The sequence below is a fragment of the Phycisphaerales bacterium genome, assembly GCA_016699835.1.
In the GTDB taxonomy this organism is placed as follows: domain Bacteria; phylum Planctomycetota; class Phycisphaerae; order Phycisphaerales; family UBA1924.
In genome coordinates, this window is record CP064987.1 from 1,605,655 (window position 1) to 1,623,536 (window position 17,882).

Below are 17,882 nucleotides of genomic sequence, written 5' to 3' on the forward strand. Positions count from 1 at the left end.
GTACGCGCGTTCATTCACCGAACAACTCGACACGAACACGACAGAGCAGCGGTCAGGAGCAGATGACGAAGCGGAACGAAAACGGCTCGCGGGAATCAACCCGCGAGCCGTGACTTGGAGTTGTGCTTTCGCCCGAAAAATGCCCCGATGAGGGCACCTCGGATGAGAAGAACTTAGCGGCGACGACGGCCGGCGACGATCCCGCCAAGGCCGAGGAGCGCCAGGGCGCTCGGAGCCGGGACGTAGGTGAGCGTGAGCTCGTAGGAGCCAGCGTTGGTGCCGGCGGTGAAGGCGCCCGCGAGGGTCGCCGGGAAGACGGAGTTGAAGCCGCCGGTCACGAGCGTGTACGAGCCGCCCGCGAGGGGGGTGAGATCGTCGTAGTCGAGCCCGCTGAAGAGGCCGACAGCGTCATCGTTCTCGGCGACCTTGTTGCCGAGGCTGTCGTAGAGCGCGATCTCGGTGTCGGTCATGGAGGTGCCGATGAGGCCGGCGCTCATGGCGATGGAGAAGCTATCGCCGGGGTTGACGATGGCGGGGACCGAGAAGGTGAAGAAGTCGAGCCCGCCAGCGACGTGCCCGCCGCTGTAGGAGGTGACGCCGGTCACGGCGCCGAGGGCGGCGCCGCCGTTGTTGATCGTGGCGGCCGTCATGAAGTTGTACGTGACGGTGTCCCAGGTGGAGTCGATGAGGCCGTCGCTGCCGTCGTCGAACGACTCGAACCACTCGAAGTTGAGCGTATCGCCGGCCGTGACGCTGATCGGGCCGCCGGAGAAGAACCCGACGGTCGTCGGACCAACGGCGAGCGTACCGGTGAAGCCGCCAGTGGTGCTCGCGCGGACGACGCCGGCGTTTGCGTTCGCCGAGTTGACGATGTTCACGCGGGCCTCGCTCGCGAACGTGCCGGTGTTGACCTCGGTGAGGCTGCCGGTCACTTCGATGGAGCCGACCGTGCCGGAACCCGTGGCAACCCAGGAGCCCGTGCTGTTGCCAGCGTTGCCGATGGCGGCGGCGCCGGAAACGCCCGTAAACGTGACGCTGCCGATGCTCGTGCCCGGCGTCACCGTGCTCGCCATCGCGGTGCCCGCGAGGGCGGCGAACGCAACCAATCCAATCACCTTCTTCATTTGTCACTCCCTACTCGAAACGAACACAGCGACGGCTCACCAGAGCACGCCGACCCCCGCCACGCGCACACACGTGGCCGGTTCGTCGAATGGAGCAAGGAGGGCAGGCGGGTCTCTCAGGCCCGCCATCCCACGCCCGCCAGATCGGCGAGGCGCAGTCTTGTCTCTCTCCTCCTCCACACGACTCGGCAAAGCCCGTTGTCAGGACCCTGCACCCGAAACCATAACCCATTCCACACACTGCGCCTAGTGGATTTTTGGAATCTGCGAAGTTTCAGGGCACAATTTCGATGGCCGCATCCCAAATTACCACGGCCTTGCCCACTATCGGGCAAGGCCGTGTCGTTTGGTAGGGTTTTGATTGGAATACTACGCCGAGGCGCCCTCGGGCTTCTCCTTCGGGCCGTTGTCGCGGGGTCGGGAGGCCTCTCGTTCCGATTCCGCGTCCTCGGCCTTGGCCTTCTGGAAGGCCTCGTCGAGTTCCGCCGGGGCCGGGGCCGAGGCGAAGAAGAGGTGGTCCTCGTCCTTCCCTTCGGCGTCCTTCCGCCGCGTCACGGTGATCGTGCACGGAGCCTCAAAGTTGCCCGACAGGAGCATCTCGCTGAGCGGATCCTCCACGAGGGTGCCGATCGCCCGACGAAGGGGACGGGCACCGTATTCGGGGTTGTAGCCGCGATCAATGAGGAAGTCCTTGGCGGCCTGGTCCAGCGAGAGCGCAAAGCCGTTCTGGCGGAGACGCTTGCCGACCTTGGTGAGTTCGTAGTCGATGATCCCCGTGATGTCGTCCTTGGTCAGGGGGCGGAAGACGATGATGTCGTCGAGGCGGTTGATGAACTCGGGGCGGAAGAAGCGTTCGATCTCCTTGAGGAGGACGGACTTGATGTTTTCGTAGTCGGTCGCCTCGGTGCGCTTGCTGAACCCGAAGCCCGCGCCACCCTTGATCATGTCCGCGCCGATGTTGCTCGTCATGATGAGGACGGTGTTGCGGAAATCGACATTGCGCCCGAACGAGTCGGTGAGACGCCCCTCCTCCATGATCTGGAGGAGCATGTTGAAGATGTCCGGGTGGGCCTTCTCGACCTCGTCGAGCAGAACCACGGCATACGGACGCCGGCGGATGCGCTCGGTGAGTTGCCCGCCCTCTTCATACCCGACATAGCCGGGAGGCGCGCCGACGAGACGCGAGACGTTGTGCTTCTCCATGTACTCGCTCATGTCGAGGTGGACGAGGGCGTCCTCGTCGCCGAACATGAACTCGGCCAGCGCCTTGGAGAGGAGCGTCTTGCCCACGCCGCTGGGCCCGACGAAGATGAACGAGCCCATCGGGCGCTTGGGATCCTTGAGGCCCGCCCGGGCGCGACGGATAGCCTTCGCGACCGCCTTGATCGCCTCGTCCTGCGACACAACGCGCTTGTGGAGTTCCTCCTCGAGTTTGAGCAGGCGCTGGGCCTCCTCCTTCTCGAGCCGCTGGAGGGGCACGCCGGTCATCTTGCTGACGACCTCGGCGATGACCTCCTCGTCCACCACGCCGCCCACTTCCTGGGCCTTGTCACGCCACTCGCGCTGGATCTCCTCCTTGCGCTTGCGGGCCTGCTCGGCCTTGTCGCGGAGTTCGGCGGCACGCTCGTAGTCCGCCGCCCGCACCGCCTCGTCCTTCTGGATCGTGAGCGTCTCGATCTCGCCCTCGATGTCGGCAAGGTTCGGCGGCTTGGTCATGCTCTTGATGCGGACACGCGCGCCCGCCTCGTCGATCACGTCGATCGACTTGTCGGGCTGGACACGGCCGGTGATGTACCTTCCCGAGAGTTCCACCGCGGAACGGATCGCGCTGTCGGTGAACTTCACCTTGTGGTGCTGCTCGTAGCGATCGCGCAAACCCTTGAGGATCTGGATCGCCTGCTCATTGGTCGGCGGATCGACGGTGATGGACTGGAATCGACGGGCAAGAGCCGCGTCCTTCTCGATGTACTTGCGATACTCGTCGAAGGTCGTGGCGCCGATGCACTGGATCTCGCCACGCGCCAGGGCGGGCTTCAGGACATTGGACGCGTCGATCGCGCCCTCGGCCCCGCCCGCGCCCACCAGCGTGTGCAACTCATCGATGAACAGGATCACGTTCTTGGCGCGCCGGACCTCGTTCATGACGGCCTTGATGCGCTCCTCGAACTGCCCGCGGTACTTCGTCCCCGCGACCATCATCGCCAGATCGAGCACGACAAGACGCTTCTCGTGGAGAATCTCGGGGACGTCACCACCGACGATGCGCTGGGCAAGCCCCTCGACGATCGCCGTCTTGCCGACGCCGGCCTCACCGAGGAGCACCGGGTTGTTCTTGGTACGACGGCACAGCACCTGAACGACACGCTCGATCTCGTTGGCGCGACCGATCACCGGGTCGAGCGAACTCTCGCGCGCCAGTTCGGTGAGGTCACGCCCGAAACTGTCGAGCGCGGGGGTCTTGCTCTTGCCCTTGGCGGGCGCGCCACCGGCCGCCGCCGCCGCGGCCGAAGCCGGACCGGACGACTCGCCGCTGACGCCCTCGCTCTGCTCGTTGCCCGCGCCGAGGAGGTTCAGCACCTCCTCACGGACATCCTCGAGTTTGAGCCCAAGATTCATAAGCACCTGGGCGGCCACGCCGTCGTGCTCGCGAAGCAGACCCAACAGGAGATGCTCCGTGCCCACGTAGTTGTGGTTCAGATTGCGCGCCTCCTCGATGGCGTACTCGATCACCTTCTTGGCGCGGGGCGTCTGGGGGAGGCGGCCCATAGTCACCATCTCCGGGCCGGCACGCACCAGTTTCTCGACCTCGAGGCGCACCTTGCGGAGGTCCACATCAAGGTTCTTGAGGACGTTCGCCCCGACCCCCGAGCCTTCCTTCACCAGGCCAAGCAGGATGTGCTCGGTCCCGATGTACTCGTGGTTGAAGCGCTGGGCCTCCTGATTGGCCAGGGCCATGACCTTGCGGGCGCGATCGGTGAAGCGTTCAAACATCTCGGTTCTCCTCGGCCCTGGAAAAAACAAGGCCGCACATCACTCTTTCGTCAAAGCGGGTTGGGGGTGTTCGATCCGAAATCCCACGAATCCGTTCACAAGCCCTAAGTCGTGCCGAATACACGAGTTGAAGATCCATTGAAGTTCGGGTTTTCTTCGGGATTCGGCCCCAAACCCGGCGAGCCACACGCCCGCGACTACTACTCACTGCATATTGGATGCCCCCGCTCGAACGGACGCGCCATTCTCGGGCATGCCGCTCCAGGCCCACCAGGGTCGTTGGTGGTCGTTCTCGATTCCTTCGAAAGGGGTCATTCCTGCCGTCTTGGCAGCGTGGCGTGCTATCGGCGGCGCTGCGCCAGCGACGGATCCGCGACGATCGTGATCGGGATGCTCGCCTGGGCCAAGGCCCCCGAGTTCTTGTCCGAGACCGTCAACTTCAGCGTGTACTTGCCCACCGACAGATTCACCGGTAGCGCGATCTCCTGGACGAGATAGAAGTCGGTTCGTGGCGTGCGCGCAGTCTCGGTGACCGAACGCTCGCGAACCTTCCACACCTCAAGACCATCGGCATCCGAGTACAACGACAACCGCTGGGAGAGTTCGACGCGCCGCAGACCATTCGATCCTTCGAGATCCCGCGCGGTGAACCCGGCGACCTCGGTGTACACGATCGCCCGGGCCGGATACCCCGCGACAAAGGTCGTGCTGGGCAGCGGCGTGTACACGCCGAACGACCGCACCTTGGTGCACAACTCGGCCTTGGGCACTCGGAACTGCGGGCCACTCGGCGGGAGCCCGAGCGCGCTCAGCAGCGACTCGCTCGCCTGAACGCGGGCCTGGTCATTCGTGAGCACCAGGTCACGTGCCTGGCGCAGCGTTCGCACCTCATCCTCGGTCAGCGCGTGGCGCTCGTCGCTGGTGGGATCGTCGAGTCGTTTGATGAAGCCCGGACTCATGCTCTCGAGCGTGGCGAGGGCGTGGAGCGCGGTCGCCGGTGTCGGCTGGACGCCCAAGCCGATCGTGAGCGCTTTGGCCAACCCGATCGCATCGCCGGGCTGAGCAGGACCGACGCCAGTGGATTCCGGCTGGTGCGGACTCGGCTCGCCCGTCCCGTTCGTCATCGAGGCGAGGTCCATGCTGGGGACGGCCACATCACCAGGCCGCGTGGAATCCGTGGGCGTGGGTGCGCCGGCCTCGTGGCGTGCTGGGTCCAGATTCGGCGTCGTGTCCGCGGTAGGCACCGGCGAGGTCGTGGTCTGCCGCGTGGGAGACGATGCCGTCCCCGAACGCGATCCAAAATATCGCAGATCCAGATTCTCGATGTCGGCAACAGACTGCGCAAGGGCGGCCAGATCTGGCGAGCCAGGATTGAAGTTCGGCTTCGCGCCTGGCGAGACGCTGGGCGTGCCACCACCAGTCGGCGTGAGCACCGGAGCATTGCCAGTGGTCAGAGCCATGAGTGAAGCATCAATCGGCTCGGCGGGGGTGCTGGCGCAGGACACCATCATCGCGCATGCCAGAAGCCCGACACAGCCGCCAGCGACGCGATGGAGACGAGCGACATACTCCACACTCACGCGAGAACTCATGGCACCTCCAGTGCACCGGAGCGCCATTCCCCTGGCCACTGCCGCCGCTCCGCGACGGGCGCGCGACCCTGGCGCCCCAACTCGTCATCGGCATGCCATCGTGTTCGTCTTGAAGGGGTCCTTCGAAACCAAATCCGGGGCTATCGCGAGCCGGATCTCGCCTGCGCGATCTTGAGCGCCAGGCGTTCGAGGGTTCGCCCGCTCTCGCCAAGGCCCGTGCGGTCGCGGAGCGTCGCCTCCAGCGCCGAGTTCAGCACCCCGCGGCAGGCCTCGGGACCCATCTTGGCCGCCGCATTGAAGATGGCGTCCCCCCCGGCGCCAAAGAGCCGCAGCGGACCACGCACCTGATAGAAGTTCTTCCCCTGCTTCGCCGCGTGGGCGCAGGCGTGCAGTTTCCGCGCCAGGTCATTCATCGCGTACGAGACCAACGCCGCGGGATGGCGCGAGACCTCGAGCGCATCGCGCACCGCCCGAATCGCTCCCTCAGCCCCCGCCCCCCCCGCCCCAACTACACGCTCCTGGATCGACCAGACCTCTTCCTCACGCGACATGCCCACAAACTGCGCCACCAACTCGCGCGAGATTGCTCCCTTCTTCCCGTCATCAACGAGTACCGCCGCCGCCAACTTGCCCAGTTCGGAATCAAGACGCCCAAGGCCCGTCCCCACGCGATCGACCAGAAGAGCCGCCGCGGCAAGGTCGATCGTGGCGCCATGAGCCTTGGCGCAGCGCGTGATGGCCCACTGGGCCGCCTTGTCCTCCTGGACCTCCTCGCACTTGATCACCGCCCCGCCATCACCCAGCGCCTCGATCATCGCGTCGAGTTTCCCGGGTCGCCAGGTCGAGGCGCGAAGCACGAGCACCGCGCCCGGCATCTCACCATCACTCGACCCCAGCAGCCCACCACCCTCTTCACCCCCCGAGGCCAGCCCCGTGACATACCGCTCAAAGAGCGGGCGGTTGTCCTCCTTTACCACAGCATCCGCATTATCGACGATCACGATCTTGTGCGAAGCGAGCAAGCCGAAACTCCGGCACTCGTCGAGCACCTCCGCCGCCGAGGTCGATGTGCCGTCCATCATGACGGTCTCCACCTCGCCGAACTTCGCCTCGAGCGCGTCCCTCAGCTGCCTCGTGTACAACTGCTGCAGGAACGACTCTGGCCCACAGAGCACGGCCACCTTCGTCGCCGCAGAGAGCGACCCGCCCGACGCCTTGCCGCCGGCCTTCCCACCGGTGTTCTTTGTTGCCGAACTCGCGGGCTTCTTCGCCATGCCTCGACAGTAGTCCCCTTCAACCATGCCGCCCGTCGATCCATCTCGTGGGCGGCCACGTACAGTCGTTCGTGCTCGTCCTCACCGTCATCCAGGGCCCGGACAAGGGGAAGAAGTTCGAACTCCCCGACCACGAGCCGCAACTCATCGGACGCTCCTCCGAGGCGCTCCCGATGTCCGACAACGCCGTCTCCCGCCGCCACGCCGAACTCACACCCGACGACGGACTCTGGTACATCCGAGACCTCGCCTCCCAGAACGGCACCTACATCAACGGCACACGCATCCACGAGCGCACCCGCCTCCGCGCCGGCGACCAGATCCGCACCGGCCAGACCCTCCTCGTCTTCGGCCAGACCACCTCCAACGACCCCGACGTCGTCCACATCGTCGGGCCCAAGCACCTCGACGCCGCCGTCGAGCGAACCCTCCCCAGCACACCGGGCCTCCTCTCCACGAGCATGGACGACTCGGTCATCCTCGCCGTCCCCGAGCCAAGGGCGGCCGCGATCGACCACCTCCGCGTCATCTATCGCCTCTCGACGCTTCTGACAACCCAGGTCATGGACCGGGCGCAACTCCTCAAGACCGTCCTCGATCTGGTCTTCGCCGAGTTCACGCCACAGCGCGGGTGCATCGTCCTCGCCGAGGACGCCGGCACGCTCTCGCCCGTCGCCGTCAAGTACCACGAGCCGCCCAAGGACCACGACGAGGCGAAGATCCATGTCAGCCGCACGATCTTGCAGCACGTCATCACCAAGGGCGAGGGCGTCCTCTCCACCAACGCGATGAACGACCCGCGCTTCGCCTCGGGCGACAGCGTGCAGCGTCTGCACGTGCGCTCGGCCCTCTGCTCACCCATCCGCTATCGCGAGACCACCTACGGCGCGATCTCCATCGACAGCACCGTCGCCAACTACACCTTCACCCCCGACCAACTCGCCCTCCTCAACGCGATCGGGCAGCACACCGGCCTCGCCCTCGCCAACGCCGAACTCTACCAGCAGAAGTTACAATCCGAACGCCTCGCCGTCATGGGCGAGACCGTCGCCACCCTCTCCCACTCCATCAAGAACATCCTCCAGGGCCTCCGCGGCGGGGCCGACGTCGTCGAGATGGGCCTCAAACGCGACGACCTCAAGATCGCCAAGGGCGGCTGGGCCATCCTCAAACGAAACCTCGAACGCATCATCGGCCTCACGATGAACATGCTCGCCTTCTCGCGACAGCGCGGCGTCGAGGTCGAGCTCACCCCCCTCGCCCCGCTCATCGAGGAGTGCGCCTCGCTCCTCGAGTCCCAGTGCGCCCTGCGCCAGGTCGCCCTCATGGTCGACGTCGATGCCGAGGTCCCGCCCGTCCCCCTCGACGCCTCGCTCGTCCACCAGGCGCTCATGAATCTTATATCAAACGCCATCGAGGCCGTGGACCCCGGCCTGGGCGTCGTCACCGTCCGCGCCGTCTATCGTGCCCAGGGCAAGCAGCCCCTCACGCTCCCCGCCTGCTCCGCCGAGGTCGAGATCGCTGTCATCGACAACGGCCCGGGCATCCCCAAAGCCAAACAACCCTGGGTCTTCCAGCCCTTCAACACCACCAAGGGTCTCAAGGGCACGGGCCTGGGCCTTGTCGTCGCCAAACGTATCATCGAGCAGCACCAGGGCACGATCGTCCTCGAATCCGCCGAGGGCAAGGGCGCCACCTTCCGGATGACCCTCCCCGCCGACCCCGGCGCCACGCTCGACCCCTCCGCCACCGCCCACACCAAGTCCGCCGCCTTCCCCGACCTCCCCACTACCGCCGGCGAGAGCATCAACGTCCGCCGACCCGACTGATTCTTACATCATCCTCCGATCCGCGATCCCCGCGTCGAGCATCGCCTCGAGTTCCTCATCGCTGAAGTGCCTCTCGTCGGCGCCCTCGCCGCCGCGCTGCCTCGCCTGCACCGAGTCGGCGAGTTTGAGATCCGGCACGATATGAAACGCGATTCCCCCGCGCCCCTCGCCGCGCACGCCCTGCATGTTCGCCGTGTACACCGTGTTCCCGCCATACCGCTGGTTCACCTTGTCCATCGCCTTGGAAAGATCCACGCGCTTGGCCTCCTGCTGGAACAACGGCAACGACGCGTTCCCCGGCACGAGAACGTCCTGCAGCGTCACGCTCACCAAAACCGGCTTGTCGTCCTTCGGCACACGCTCCCACAACGACCGCATCGCCTCGAGCATCGTCGGCGTGTCCACGCACCCCTCGCCCAAGGGCGCCGACGCCCCCCAACTCGTCCCGCCCCAGGGCGAAGAAAACTCGTGCGACTGCGCAAAACTGATCCCCAACGAGAGTTTCCGCGCGGCCAGCCCCTCGTGCCGCAACCGTGCCGCCGCCTTGAGCAGCAGCCGATACGCCACGGCCCGGGCCGACTCGTTGCTGCGAAGATCCGGCGCGAGCACGTGCTGATGCCCCACCGAACTCTTCTTCGTGCGCACCTCGCGCACCTCCTCCCCCCGCAGAATGTGCCACCACGCCTCACCCACCAGCCCGCCCCACAGCGACCGCATCTCCTTCGCCGAACGCGCCATCAGTTCGTTCACCGTCCTGATCCCCGCACGCTCCAACCTCCTCGTCATCCCCGGCCCGATCCCCGACAACTCGTCCACGCTCAGGTGCCCGATCCTCGCACGGATCTCATCGGGCGGCAGGATCACCAAGCCGTCGGGCTTCATCATGTCCGTCCCCAGTTTCGCCAGCACGCGATTCGACGCGCACCCGATCGAGCACCGCATCGACACGCCGCAGTGCTTGCGGATCGCACGCTTCACCGCCAGCGCGAGTTCCGTCGCCCGCTGCACCGTCCTTTGCGTCGGGTCCAGCAGGCAATCCACCTCGTCGATCGAGTGCACCTTGTGCACCGGGATCACCGTGTCGATCGCCTTCAGGAACCGCTGGTGCATCATCACATACAGCCGCGGCCTCGCGGGCACAATCGCGACATCCCGGCACAACACCCGCGCCTCCCCCACGCGCGTCCCCGTCTTGATCCCAAAGACCCGCGCCTCGTAACTCGTCGCGATGCAGCACCCGCTGTCGATCATCGTCGCCGCCACGCCCACCGGCCGCCCGCGAAGCCGAGGCTGCACCTGCTGCTCCACCGACGCGAAGAACGCGTTGAAGTCGATGAACATGTGCTTGAGGTGCATGGCCAAATCACTCCTGGACCACGCACGATAGGTGTGTGTTAGGGCACAGTCCAGCGATCACTTCGGTCCGTCAAGTGCCTTGATGACAGAGCATTGCGTGATCGCGACAGCAAGTTCCTAATAGGCGACGGCGTGTTCGAGCGGGAGTTGGGTGAGCGCAAGATGCGGTCGATGCCGTTGATGTGCCGGTCACTGAACCTCAACGCGCACGTTGAGAGGCTGATCCAGTGTGTCCAGGCCGATAGTCTCGACCACTTCGTGATCCTCGGCACGCGGCATCTGGACTACCTGCTGCGCGAGTACGTCGACCACTACAACCGGGACCGGCCACACTCGTCGCTGGAGTTCGCGACGCCTATGGGTCGGCGGCCATCGACCCGTGCCGGGCCGACTGATCGCCGTGAAATCTGCTGCCGATCAAGACTTAGCGGCGTGATCAAGCACTACTACCGGAAGGCGGCGTGATGTCGAATTCTGGCTGAAATGCCGGCTGATCAGGCCAGATGAGTATTTGTACAGGAAGTCAGGAAACGGGAGGAAAGTCACCTCCGCGAAACGGAAAAAATAAATAATCAACGGCGGCAGACACAATGTCGTCGTATTCATTAACATATTTGGGCTGACCATGTAGCCATGTGAATACGCGATACTTTGAGTCGACTCGCTCGAAGTATCTGACATCGTGATACTTTGGGTCAGTCGAATTTGTAATATGCTGCTCTATCACGTCAAGGTGTTGCCGCAGGTAATTGGCGAGCATTTCTCGTGTCACCGTGATGTAGCCGCGAGTATCGAGAAGGAAACCGAGATCGTCGTAATACTCCTGAAGCAGAGTGTATGTTGCTGCGGATCCAGATGCGAGTGCGGCGAGTTGCTGGTCGACTGGAATAGGAGGTGACATTTTCATGGTGCGATTCGAATAAACTCTGATGCGGGTTCGAGTATATACGGCGGGTGGCGTGGGATGTCTCTTGTTCTTGGTTTGGGTGCCGCGAGACGTCGGCGGCTTTGGGCCGACGCCTCGCGTCAGAGGCGACCGTCATCCCGCGACTCGCAGGTGATCCGTGCGGCATGTCGGAGCATATCCCATTGAGTGGGACATCGGTTGATCCGGTTTCGGTGCCATCAGTTGGTTGCTCTGAACTAACTGATGCCGAGGCAGGCCGTTGAGGAGAGTCTCCCATTCCGCAGAACGATCGTGGGGTGGCGTGAGGCGCGGCCCCGCGGGCTACGCACCCGCCCCACGGTTGGTTGCATCCGCCCGAGGCAACGGCCCAGAGCGGCCATCGTCTAGGGGGCACCCGGCTCACGCCCCGAAGGGGTGCCGGCCTATAGCCACGGGTGGAGCGGCGAAGCGGCACCGCCGCCCGACGCGCAACCCGTGGATCATCGAACATGCGTCACGCTCGCCCCAGAGGGGCAAAGGAAGAATCACAAGACTCAAACTCCACATCAACCAACCGAGAGGCTCCGCGAGTCACGCCAGATCAAACACCAGCACCTTCGCCCCCTCGCCCCGCCCCTCGATCGTCACCGCGCGCTCCTCCGACACCGCCAGCCCGTCGCCGGCATTCATCGCCTGCCCGTTCACCACCGCCGACCCAGTCGCGACATGCACCCACGCGTGCCGCCCCGCGCCCAACTCGTGCGACACGCTCTTCCCCGCAGAGACGTCACTCAGATACAACGACGCGTCCTGATGGATCGAGAGCGAGCCATCGCGCCCATCGGGCGAGACCACCAGCGCCAACCGATCACGCTGCCGTGCCGGGTCGAAACGCTTCTGCGCATACCCCGGCTCGATCCCGCGCTCGCTCGGCCTGATCCAGATCTGCAGCAAATGCACCGGCTCGGTCTTCGATGCATTGAACTCGGAATGAAAGATTCCCCTCCCGGCCGACATCCGCTGCACCTCACCCGGCGAGATGGTCTCGACGTTCCCGCCCCGCCCGTCGCCGCCGCGCCCAATGGAGTCACGATGCGCCAGGCTCCCCGAGAGCACGACCGTGATGATCTCCATGTCCTGGTGCGGGTGCTCGCCAAACCCCTGCCCGGGCGCGACGACATCGTCGTTGATCACACGCAACGACCGAAAGCCCATGTGTTTCGCGTCGCGATAATCGCCGAAACTGAAGGTGTGCGAGGTCCTGAGCCAGCCAAAGTCGAACGAGCCACGCTCGTGAGCGGGACGGAGAGTGAGCATGGGTGAACTCCTCAAGGCACGGACCGCAGACCAAAACTAGACACACCGTGTGCCGAATCGTCTGCTTCCATGATGAAGATTGGATGCTTGGGACACTTAGTCGTTACAACAGATATGTGGCACGACAAGGCCTTCAGGGCAGCACATCAAGCCCAGAAATGCCGCAGCCAACCCCAGAAGACGCTTTGCCTGTCGTCGCCACACCCTGGAAGCAGCCCCGCGGCCGAGGCCTCGGCGACAATGCCCTCTACGCGATCCAAGCGAGCCGGTGAAATCCCCGAAGCAAGTTCCACAACCACGCGGCGTGCAATATCGAGCACGGCCATGTCTTCGTCCGTTCGCTCACCTCGGAACGAGATCAAGCCCTCCAACGCGGCCGGCATATCGCTCAACTTCGGCGGATCGCACATCCTCCACGTCGCGATGGGGGGGAGATCTGAAGCACTTCGCTTCGCTGAACCCCTGCGTCCTTCTCGTGCTTGCACGCCCATTGCACACAAGAGCAGCCCACACAGATCCGCGCACTCGACAGGGAAACCGTCAATGTGCGCGCTGTGCTCGAGCAGAATGGCCGCCACCATCGCGTGGTAAGGCCTCACGTGGTCGACACTACTCGATGCGCCGTACATCGATGACGTGAGGTGATCCACACACTCCCACACAAGCGTCGAGAGCGGCTCGACCTCACCCGCCCGAACAATGCCTTGAAGAATCAACTCATACTCGGCGGTCATTGGATGCGTGATGAGATCGGCAAACTCCTGTCCCGTCAATGCACGCACCGTGGCAAGCCGAAATGAGATCCAGGACTGAAGCTGATCCATGGGTGACGGATGTTACGTCCCCGGATGCCGGGCCTTGGCCAGGAGGTCGATCAGCGTCTGGAGTTCCTGACGCGACATGTGTCCTAGTTGCTTCTCGTGGAGTTCCAGGACCGGGGCGTCGAGCGATTCGAGCAGTTCGAGCCCGGCCTTGGTGATGGTGACGTTGACGACGCGCCGGTCGGTGCCGCCGCGGGCGCGTTTGGCAAAGCCGGCACGCTCCAGGCGATCCACGAGTCGCGTGATATCGGGGACGCGGGCGACCATGTGCTCGCTGATCTCGTGGCAGGCCCGGCCCGCCTCACCCGAGCCGCGGAGGATGCGCAGGACGTTGTACGTCGCGTGGGAAAGCCCGAAATCCTTGAAGAGCCGCTCAACGGCAGCCTCCAGTTTCACCCCCGTACGCAACACGCTCAAGTAAGCCTCTTGCTCCTTGGTGTCGAACGGATGTTGTTTATGAATTTCGGATTGAAGTGTCCTGTGTTCCATGAATATCCGCAGATACGGTAATCCAGACTGTAAAAACTGTCAAGCGATCGGCTTTGCCGGGACGCCAGCGACCCGAACGCCATCGGCGACGTCGGCCGTGACCACCGCCCCGGCCCCGACAACGCACCCGGCCCCGATCCGAACGCCGGGCAACACCCGCGACCCAATCCCGACAAGAGTGTCGCGGCCGATCCGGACCCGGCCGGCGAGGATGGCACCCGGGGCGATGTGGGCGTTCTCGGCGATCTCGCACTCGTGCTCGACGATCGCGCCTGTATTAATGATGGCGTGGGCGCCGATGCGCGCGTGGGGCTGGATGATGGCTCCGATGGCGGCGATCGCGCCGGGGGCGAAGGTGACCGTTGGGTCACATTCGGCGGGGGCAAGCCGGGCGAAGTTGGCCGCGGGAAGGGCAGTGATAGCCCGGCGGCGGGCGGCGAGATCGCCGAGCACGATGATGAATGGTGTTTGCGCGCGTGTGGCGGCTTCGAGCGGGCCGAGGTGCGGCAGGCAGTCCAGTCGGACGGCGACGCAGTCGGGGTCGTCGTCGTAGACGCCGGTGACGCGGAGGCGCGCACGTCGTGCGAGGTGGGCGACGACGAGGGCGTGTCCCCCGCCGCCGACGAGGGCGATTTCGGTTGGTTCGGGCATGGCGTTTCTACTTGGCAGTATCGGCGGTCGCGTGGGGGGCTGTACAGTTGGTCATGGACGAGATCCGGATCGCGTATGTTCGATACCTCAACACGGCACCTTTGGTGCATGGATTGGAGCGGGCGCGGGGGGTTCGGCTGATCCCGGCGGCGCCGTCGCACATCGCGGATCTGGTCCGGCGGGGCGAGGCGGATCTGGGACTGGCGTCGGTGGTGGACGCGTTCGGGACGGATCTGGCGGTTGTGGGCGGCGGGATGATCGGGTGTGACGGGCCGACGCTGACGGTGCGGGTCTTCTCGTCGGTGCCGATCGAGCGGATGACGACGCTGGCGGCGGACACGGACAGCCACACATCGGTGGTGCTGGCGCGCGTGCTTCTGGAGAAGCGGTATGGAACGCGGGTCCGGGTGGTAAGTTTCGATGCACGGGAGCGTGTGGTGGATGGCGGGCCTGTGGGTGGCGAGGGCGATTGGCCGGAGAGTGTGCTGCTGATCGGTGACAAGGTGGTGGTGGATCGGCCGCCGGCGGGAAGGTACCCGCATGAGTTGGATCTTGGGGAGGCGTGGAAGGCGTGGACGGGGCTGCCCTTTGTGTACGCGACGTGGATGTGCCGGGTGGAGGATGTGGGAAGCGAGCGGGTGGCGATCTCGCTGGAGTTGGTGGATCGGCAGCGTCGGCACAACGCGACGCGGTTGGATTGGATCGTGTCGCAGCGGGCGAGGGGCGCGCGGTGGCCCGAGGATCTGGCGCGGGAGTATCTGGGGCGACTGCTGAAGTTTGACTTTGATGCTCGGGCGCGCGCGGGGATGGTGCGGTTTGCGGAGGAGGCGAGGGGGATCGGGGCGGTGGAGTCGAGCGAGATTGTGTGGGCGGAGGGGGTAGAAGTTTGAAGAGTACGTGTTGGAAGCTTGATTTGAGTTGAGAGTGGAGTCATGACTGTGCTGAAGTGTGGTACGTTCAGTACACCGCTCTGGAGAGCGGTGCCACCAGGGCAAAGGCAGCGGTAGTTGTGCCGAGATTGACTCCATTGAAGTTGTCGGTGGTGGCGCGGCTGGCGGAGGAGTTGCGTTATGCACCGCGGGCCGCGCTCGTGCGTGACATCGAGCGGATCGAGGAACTAGCGCTGGATGTGGAGTTGGGGGGCACGTATCCGTCGGCGTGGATCGTGTTTCGCGTGACGGGGTATCGGCCTGAGACTGAGACGATCGAGGAGCGGGTGGAGGGGCGGGCGCTTTTGGGCGATCTGTCGGCGCTGAGCGAGCATCTGGGATCGGCCGCGATGCTGACGTTGGACGATTGTTCCGGGGCGATGGGGGTCGAGGCGCTGATGGCGCGATGGGGAACGAGCCGGAAGACTCTGGATCGTCTGCGTCGGGAGGGATTGGTCGCGCGGCGAGTTGTTGAAGAGGGGAATCGGGCGCGGGCGAGGCTGGTCTTTATGGCGGGCGTCGTGGAGGCGTTCGAGCGGTCGCATGGGGAGCGGCTGTCACGGGCCGGGCGATTCTCGCGCGTGGAGCGTGCTTCTCGAGCGAGATTTGGTCTTCGCGTGTCGGCGTATGAACGGCGGCTGGGGTGGACGCGTGGGCGGGCGGTGTCGCGTGTGGCGGAGCGGGCGGGGGTGAGCGAAGAGGCCGTCCGAGTGGCGCTTGGTGGGCGTCGGGCGCGGCTCGACGCGACGCGTGTTGGTGGTGCCGCGTGGCGGGCATGGCGGCTTGGGCTTGATCTGGAGCCGTTTCGTGGGCGGCATGATCTCTCGGCGCGGTCGCTCCGGCACGCGATGCTGGCGTGGAAGTCGTCGCGGTTGCAGCGGCATCTGGATCGCGGCGAGTTGGATGGGCCGGTCTCGCCGGTGTTTGAGCGTGAGGATGCGGGCGAGGTGCTGCTCGGATCGCCGATGGTGACGCTTGGCGTGAGTGAGATTGATGACGGAGATCTCGTGGTGTTGATCGGGTGGGCGCGTGGGCTTGGAGCCGTGGTCGGCGCGGAGGAGCGGGCGCGGCTGGCGGCGTTCCAGTTTCTTCGTGAGCAGGCCCGGCGGCGAGTCGTGGAGTTGGACGGGGCGACGGGGACGGCTGGAGCGATCGATGAGATCGAGACGCTGCTGCGCGGGGCGTCACGGATGCTCGCGTCGGCGCTTAAGGCGCAGTGGAGGACGATGCTGGGGGCGATCGAGACGCGTGTGGGTTCGCCGATCGAGACGTTGGGCGCGGGCGGGGCGGCGGAGGTCATTCTCGTTGCGGCACGAGCCGCGGGTCGGGCGGCGAGCACACACGATCCCTTCAGGCGTGGGCGACTGGCGGCGGCGGTGGCGCTTGGTGTGGACCGGGAAGTCGCGCGGTGGATGGCGAGGCTCGAGTCGGGGAGAGGCGCGAGAGTCGGCGGAATCGGCCGGGCGGCGATGCGGCTGCCGGAGGGTGCGCGAGTTTCGGATTGGACTCGGGAGATGGGCTCGTGGTGTGGGTGGACGGAGTTGGGGCATCGCGTGGAGCGGCGGGTGATCGAGGCGAGGGGTGACGAGGGTGTCGGCGGGGGCGCGCGGGCCGAGGCGGTTGAGTTGCTGGTGCGGCTGTATGGACTTGGCGGCTCGATGCCGATGGGGTTGGGGTCGGCGGCGCGGGGCATGGGGATGACGGAGAACGCGGCGTCGAGGGTGTGGCTGCGCGGGCCGAGCGAGGTGATGGGGAATCGTGGGCCGAATTTTTGAGGAGTGCGCCCCTCGCGGAGCGAGGGGGTACCCAGGGGATGGCGTGCGTGCGTTGCGAGGGGGTACCCGAGGCGCGATACACTGTGCGACTCGATGGCGCTGCTGCAGACGCACAAACTCCGCAAGACGTATGGCGACCGGACGGTCGTGGATGATGTCTCGTTCCACGTCGAGCGGGCGGAGGTTGTGGGGTTGCTCGGTCGCAACGGCGCGGGGAAGACGACGAGTTTCCGGATGACGATCGGGATGATCGAGCCGGATTCGGGGCTTGGGCCGGATCGCGGGCGGGTGATGTTCGACGGGAAGGACGTGTCGAACCTGCCCATGTACAAGCGGGCGCGACTGGGGATGGGGTACCTGAGCCAGGAGCCGAGCGTCTTCGGGCGTTTGACGTGCGAGCAGAATCTGCTGGCGATCCTCGAGACGCAGAAACTCTCGGGGAAGGAGCGGAAGACGAAGGCCGCGGAGTTGCTGGCGCAGTTCTCCTTGTCGCACAAGGCGGGGGAGGCGGCGCGGACGTGCTCCGGGGGCGAGCGGCGGAAACTGGAGATCGCGCGGGCGCTGGTGACCAAGCCGAGGCTGATCCTGCTTGATGAGCCGTTCAGCGGCGTGGACCCGATCGCGATCGAGGAGCTGCAGCGGGAGATCCGGACGCTGGCGTCGAAGGGGATCGCGATGCTGATCACGGACCACAACGTGCAGCAGACGCTGCGCGTGTGCGACCGGGCGTACATCATCGACGCGGGGAAGAAGTTCGCGGAGGGGACGCCCAAGGCGCTGATCAACGACCAGCGTGTGCGCGAGGTGTACCTGGGCACGATCTTCCGCGGGGATGAGTTCGACTGAAT

14 protein-coding genes are annotated in these 17,882 nt (G+C 65.3%); 5 read left to right on the forward strand and 9 right to left on the reverse strand.

Annotation, left to right across the window (positions count from 1 at the left end; translation table 11 throughout):
- Nucleotides 1-173 precede the first annotated feature (173 nt).
- From IPK69_06735 to IPK69_06750, 4 genes are all read right to left on the reverse strand, one after another.
- Nucleotides 174-1,124 carry a PEP-CTERM sorting domain-containing protein gene (locus tag IPK69_06735; GenBank protein ID QQS10310.1) on the reverse strand — a complete coding sequence of 317 codons (951 nt, stop codon included), beginning with the start codon at nucleotides 1,122-1,124 and terminating at the stop codon, nucleotides 174-176.
- Between the two features lie 369 nt (nucleotides 1,125-1,493).
- The gene (locus tag IPK69_06740) at nucleotides 1,494-4,115 is read right to left on the reverse strand and encodes an ATP-dependent Clp protease ATP-binding subunit (GenBank protein ID QQS10311.1); all 2,622 of its coding nucleotides are present in this window, start codon (nucleotides 4,113-4,115) and stop codon (nucleotides 1,494-1,496) included.
- 341 nt (nucleotides 4,116-4,456) lie between these two features.
- Complete coding sequence (locus IPK69_06745) at nucleotides 4,457-5,707, reverse strand: hypothetical protein (GenBank protein QQS10312.1); 1,251 nt, start codon at nucleotides 5,705-5,707, stop codon at nucleotides 4,457-4,459.
- A gap of 140 nt (nucleotides 5,708-5,847) precedes the next feature.
- Nucleotides 5,848-6,981 (reverse strand): hypothetical protein, encoded by a 1,134-nt coding sequence (locus IPK69_06750; GenBank protein ID QQS10313.1) that lies wholly within the window; start codon nucleotides 6,979-6,981, stop codon nucleotides 5,848-5,850.
- A gap of 47 nt (nucleotides 6,982-7,028) precedes the next feature.
- Here IPK69_06750 and IPK69_06755 point away from each other — a divergent pair, with 47 nt between their 5' ends.
- Entirely contained in the window at nucleotides 7,029-8,810 is a 1,782-nt protein-coding gene (locus IPK69_06755; protein ID QQS10314.1) for an FHA domain-containing protein, read from the forward strand.
- A 3-nt stretch (nucleotides 8,811-8,813) separates the two neighbouring features.
- Here the strand turns inward: IPK69_06755 and IPK69_06760 are convergent, their stop codons facing one another.
- Nucleotides 8,814-10,166: a DNA polymerase gene (locus tag IPK69_06760; protein QQS10315.1), complete on the reverse strand. Its 1,353-nt coding sequence runs from the start codon at nucleotides 10,164-10,166 to the stop codon at nucleotides 8,814-8,816.
- A 93-nt stretch (nucleotides 10,167-10,259) separates the two neighbouring features.
- Between IPK69_06760 and IPK69_06765 the strand changes: the two genes are divergently transcribed.
- Nucleotides 10,260-10,631, forward strand: a complete 372-nt coding sequence (locus IPK69_06765) for a transposase (GenBank protein QQS10316.1) — start codon at nucleotides 10,260-10,262, stop codon at nucleotides 10,629-10,631.
- Nucleotides 10,632-10,689: 58 nt separating this feature from the next.
- Here the strand turns inward: IPK69_06765 and IPK69_06770 are convergent, their stop codons facing one another.
- From IPK69_06770 to IPK69_06785, 4 genes are all read right to left on the reverse strand, one after another.
- Complete coding sequence (locus IPK69_06770) at nucleotides 10,690-11,073, reverse strand: hypothetical protein (GenBank protein ID QQS10317.1); 384 nt, start codon at nucleotides 11,071-11,073, stop codon at nucleotides 10,690-10,692.
- A 570-nt stretch (nucleotides 11,074-11,643) separates the two neighbouring features.
- Nucleotides 11,644-12,369 carry a pirin family protein gene (locus IPK69_06775; protein ID QQS10318.1) on the reverse strand — a complete coding sequence of 242 codons (726 nt, stop codon included), beginning with the start codon at nucleotides 12,367-12,369 and terminating at the stop codon, nucleotides 11,644-11,646.
- 836 nt (nucleotides 12,370-13,205) lie between these two features.
- The gene (locus IPK69_06780; protein QQS10319.1) at nucleotides 13,206-13,679 is read right to left on the reverse strand and encodes a MarR family transcriptional regulator; all 474 of its coding nucleotides are present in this window, start codon (nucleotides 13,677-13,679) and stop codon (nucleotides 13,206-13,208) included.
- A 39-nt stretch (nucleotides 13,680-13,718) separates the two neighbouring features.
- The gene (locus IPK69_06785; protein ID QQS10320.1) at nucleotides 13,719-14,330 is read right to left on the reverse strand and encodes a NeuD/PglB/VioB family sugar acetyltransferase; all 612 of its coding nucleotides are present in this window, start codon (nucleotides 14,328-14,330) and stop codon (nucleotides 13,719-13,721) included.
- A gap of 53 nt (nucleotides 14,331-14,383) precedes the next feature.
- On the opposite strand from IPK69_06785, the gene IPK69_06790 reads away from it, so the two are divergent.
- The 3 genes from IPK69_06790 (at nucleotide 14,384) to lptB (ending at nucleotide 17,880) form a co-directional block, all read left to right on the forward strand.
- Nucleotides 14,384-15,220 carry a menaquinone biosynthesis protein gene (locus IPK69_06790; GenBank protein ID QQS10321.1) on the forward strand — a complete coding sequence of 279 codons (837 nt, stop codon included), beginning with the start codon at nucleotides 14,384-14,386 and terminating at the stop codon, nucleotides 15,218-15,220.
- 56 nt (nucleotides 15,221-15,276) lie between these two features.
- Complete coding sequence (locus tag IPK69_06795) at nucleotides 15,277-17,034, forward strand: hypothetical protein (protein ID QQS10322.1); 1,758 nt, start codon at nucleotides 15,277-15,279, stop codon at nucleotides 17,032-17,034.
- 93 nt (nucleotides 17,035-17,127) lie between these two features.
- Entirely contained in the window at nucleotides 17,128-17,880 is a 753-nt protein-coding gene (lptB, locus tag IPK69_06800; GenBank protein QQS10323.1) for an LPS export ABC transporter ATP-binding protein, read from the forward strand.
- Nucleotides 17,881-17,882: the final 2 nt, after the last annotated feature.

Bases quoted from the DNA above. Each gene is read 5' to 3' on its own strand.
- IPK69_06750 (QQS10313.1), bottom strand. From the start codon at position 6,981: ATGGCGAAGAAGCCCGCGAGTTCGGCAACAAAGAACACCGGTGGGAAG.
- IPK69_06785 (QQS10320.1), bottom strand. From the start codon at position 14,330: ATGCCCGAACCAACCGAAATCGCCCTCGTCGGCGGCGGGGGACACGCC.
- IPK69_06735 (QQS10310.1), bottom strand. From the start codon at position 1,124: ATGAAGAAGGTGATTGGATTGGTTGCGTTCGCCGCCCTCGCGGGCACC.
- IPK69_06740 (QQS10311.1), bottom strand. From the start codon at position 4,115: ATGTTTGAACGCTTCACCGATCGCGCCCGCAAGGTCATGGCCCTGGCC.
- IPK69_06775 (QQS10318.1), bottom strand. From the start codon at position 12,369: ATGCTCACTCTCCGTCCCGCTCACGAGCGTGGCTCGTTCGACTTTGGC.
- IPK69_06790 (QQS10321.1), top strand. From the start codon at position 14,384: ATGGACGAGATCCGGATCGCGTATGTTCGATACCTCAACACGGCACCT.
- IPK69_06780 (QQS10319.1), bottom strand. From the start codon at position 13,679: ATGGAACACAGGACACTTCAATCCGAAATTCATAAACAACATCCGTTC.
- IPK69_06760 (QQS10315.1), bottom strand. From the start codon at position 10,166: ATGCACCTCAAGCACATGTTCATCGACTTCAACGCGTTCTTCGCGTCG.
- IPK69_06770 (QQS10317.1), bottom strand. From the start codon at position 11,073: ATGAAAATGTCACCTCCTATTCCAGTCGACCAGCAACTCGCCGCACTC.
- IPK69_06745 (QQS10312.1), bottom strand. From the start codon at position 5,707: ATGAGTTCTCGCGTGAGTGTGGAGTATGTCGCTCGTCTCCATCGCGTC.
- lptB (QQS10323.1), top strand. From the start codon at position 17,128: ATGGCGCTGCTGCAGACGCACAAACTCCGCAAGACGTATGGCGACCGG.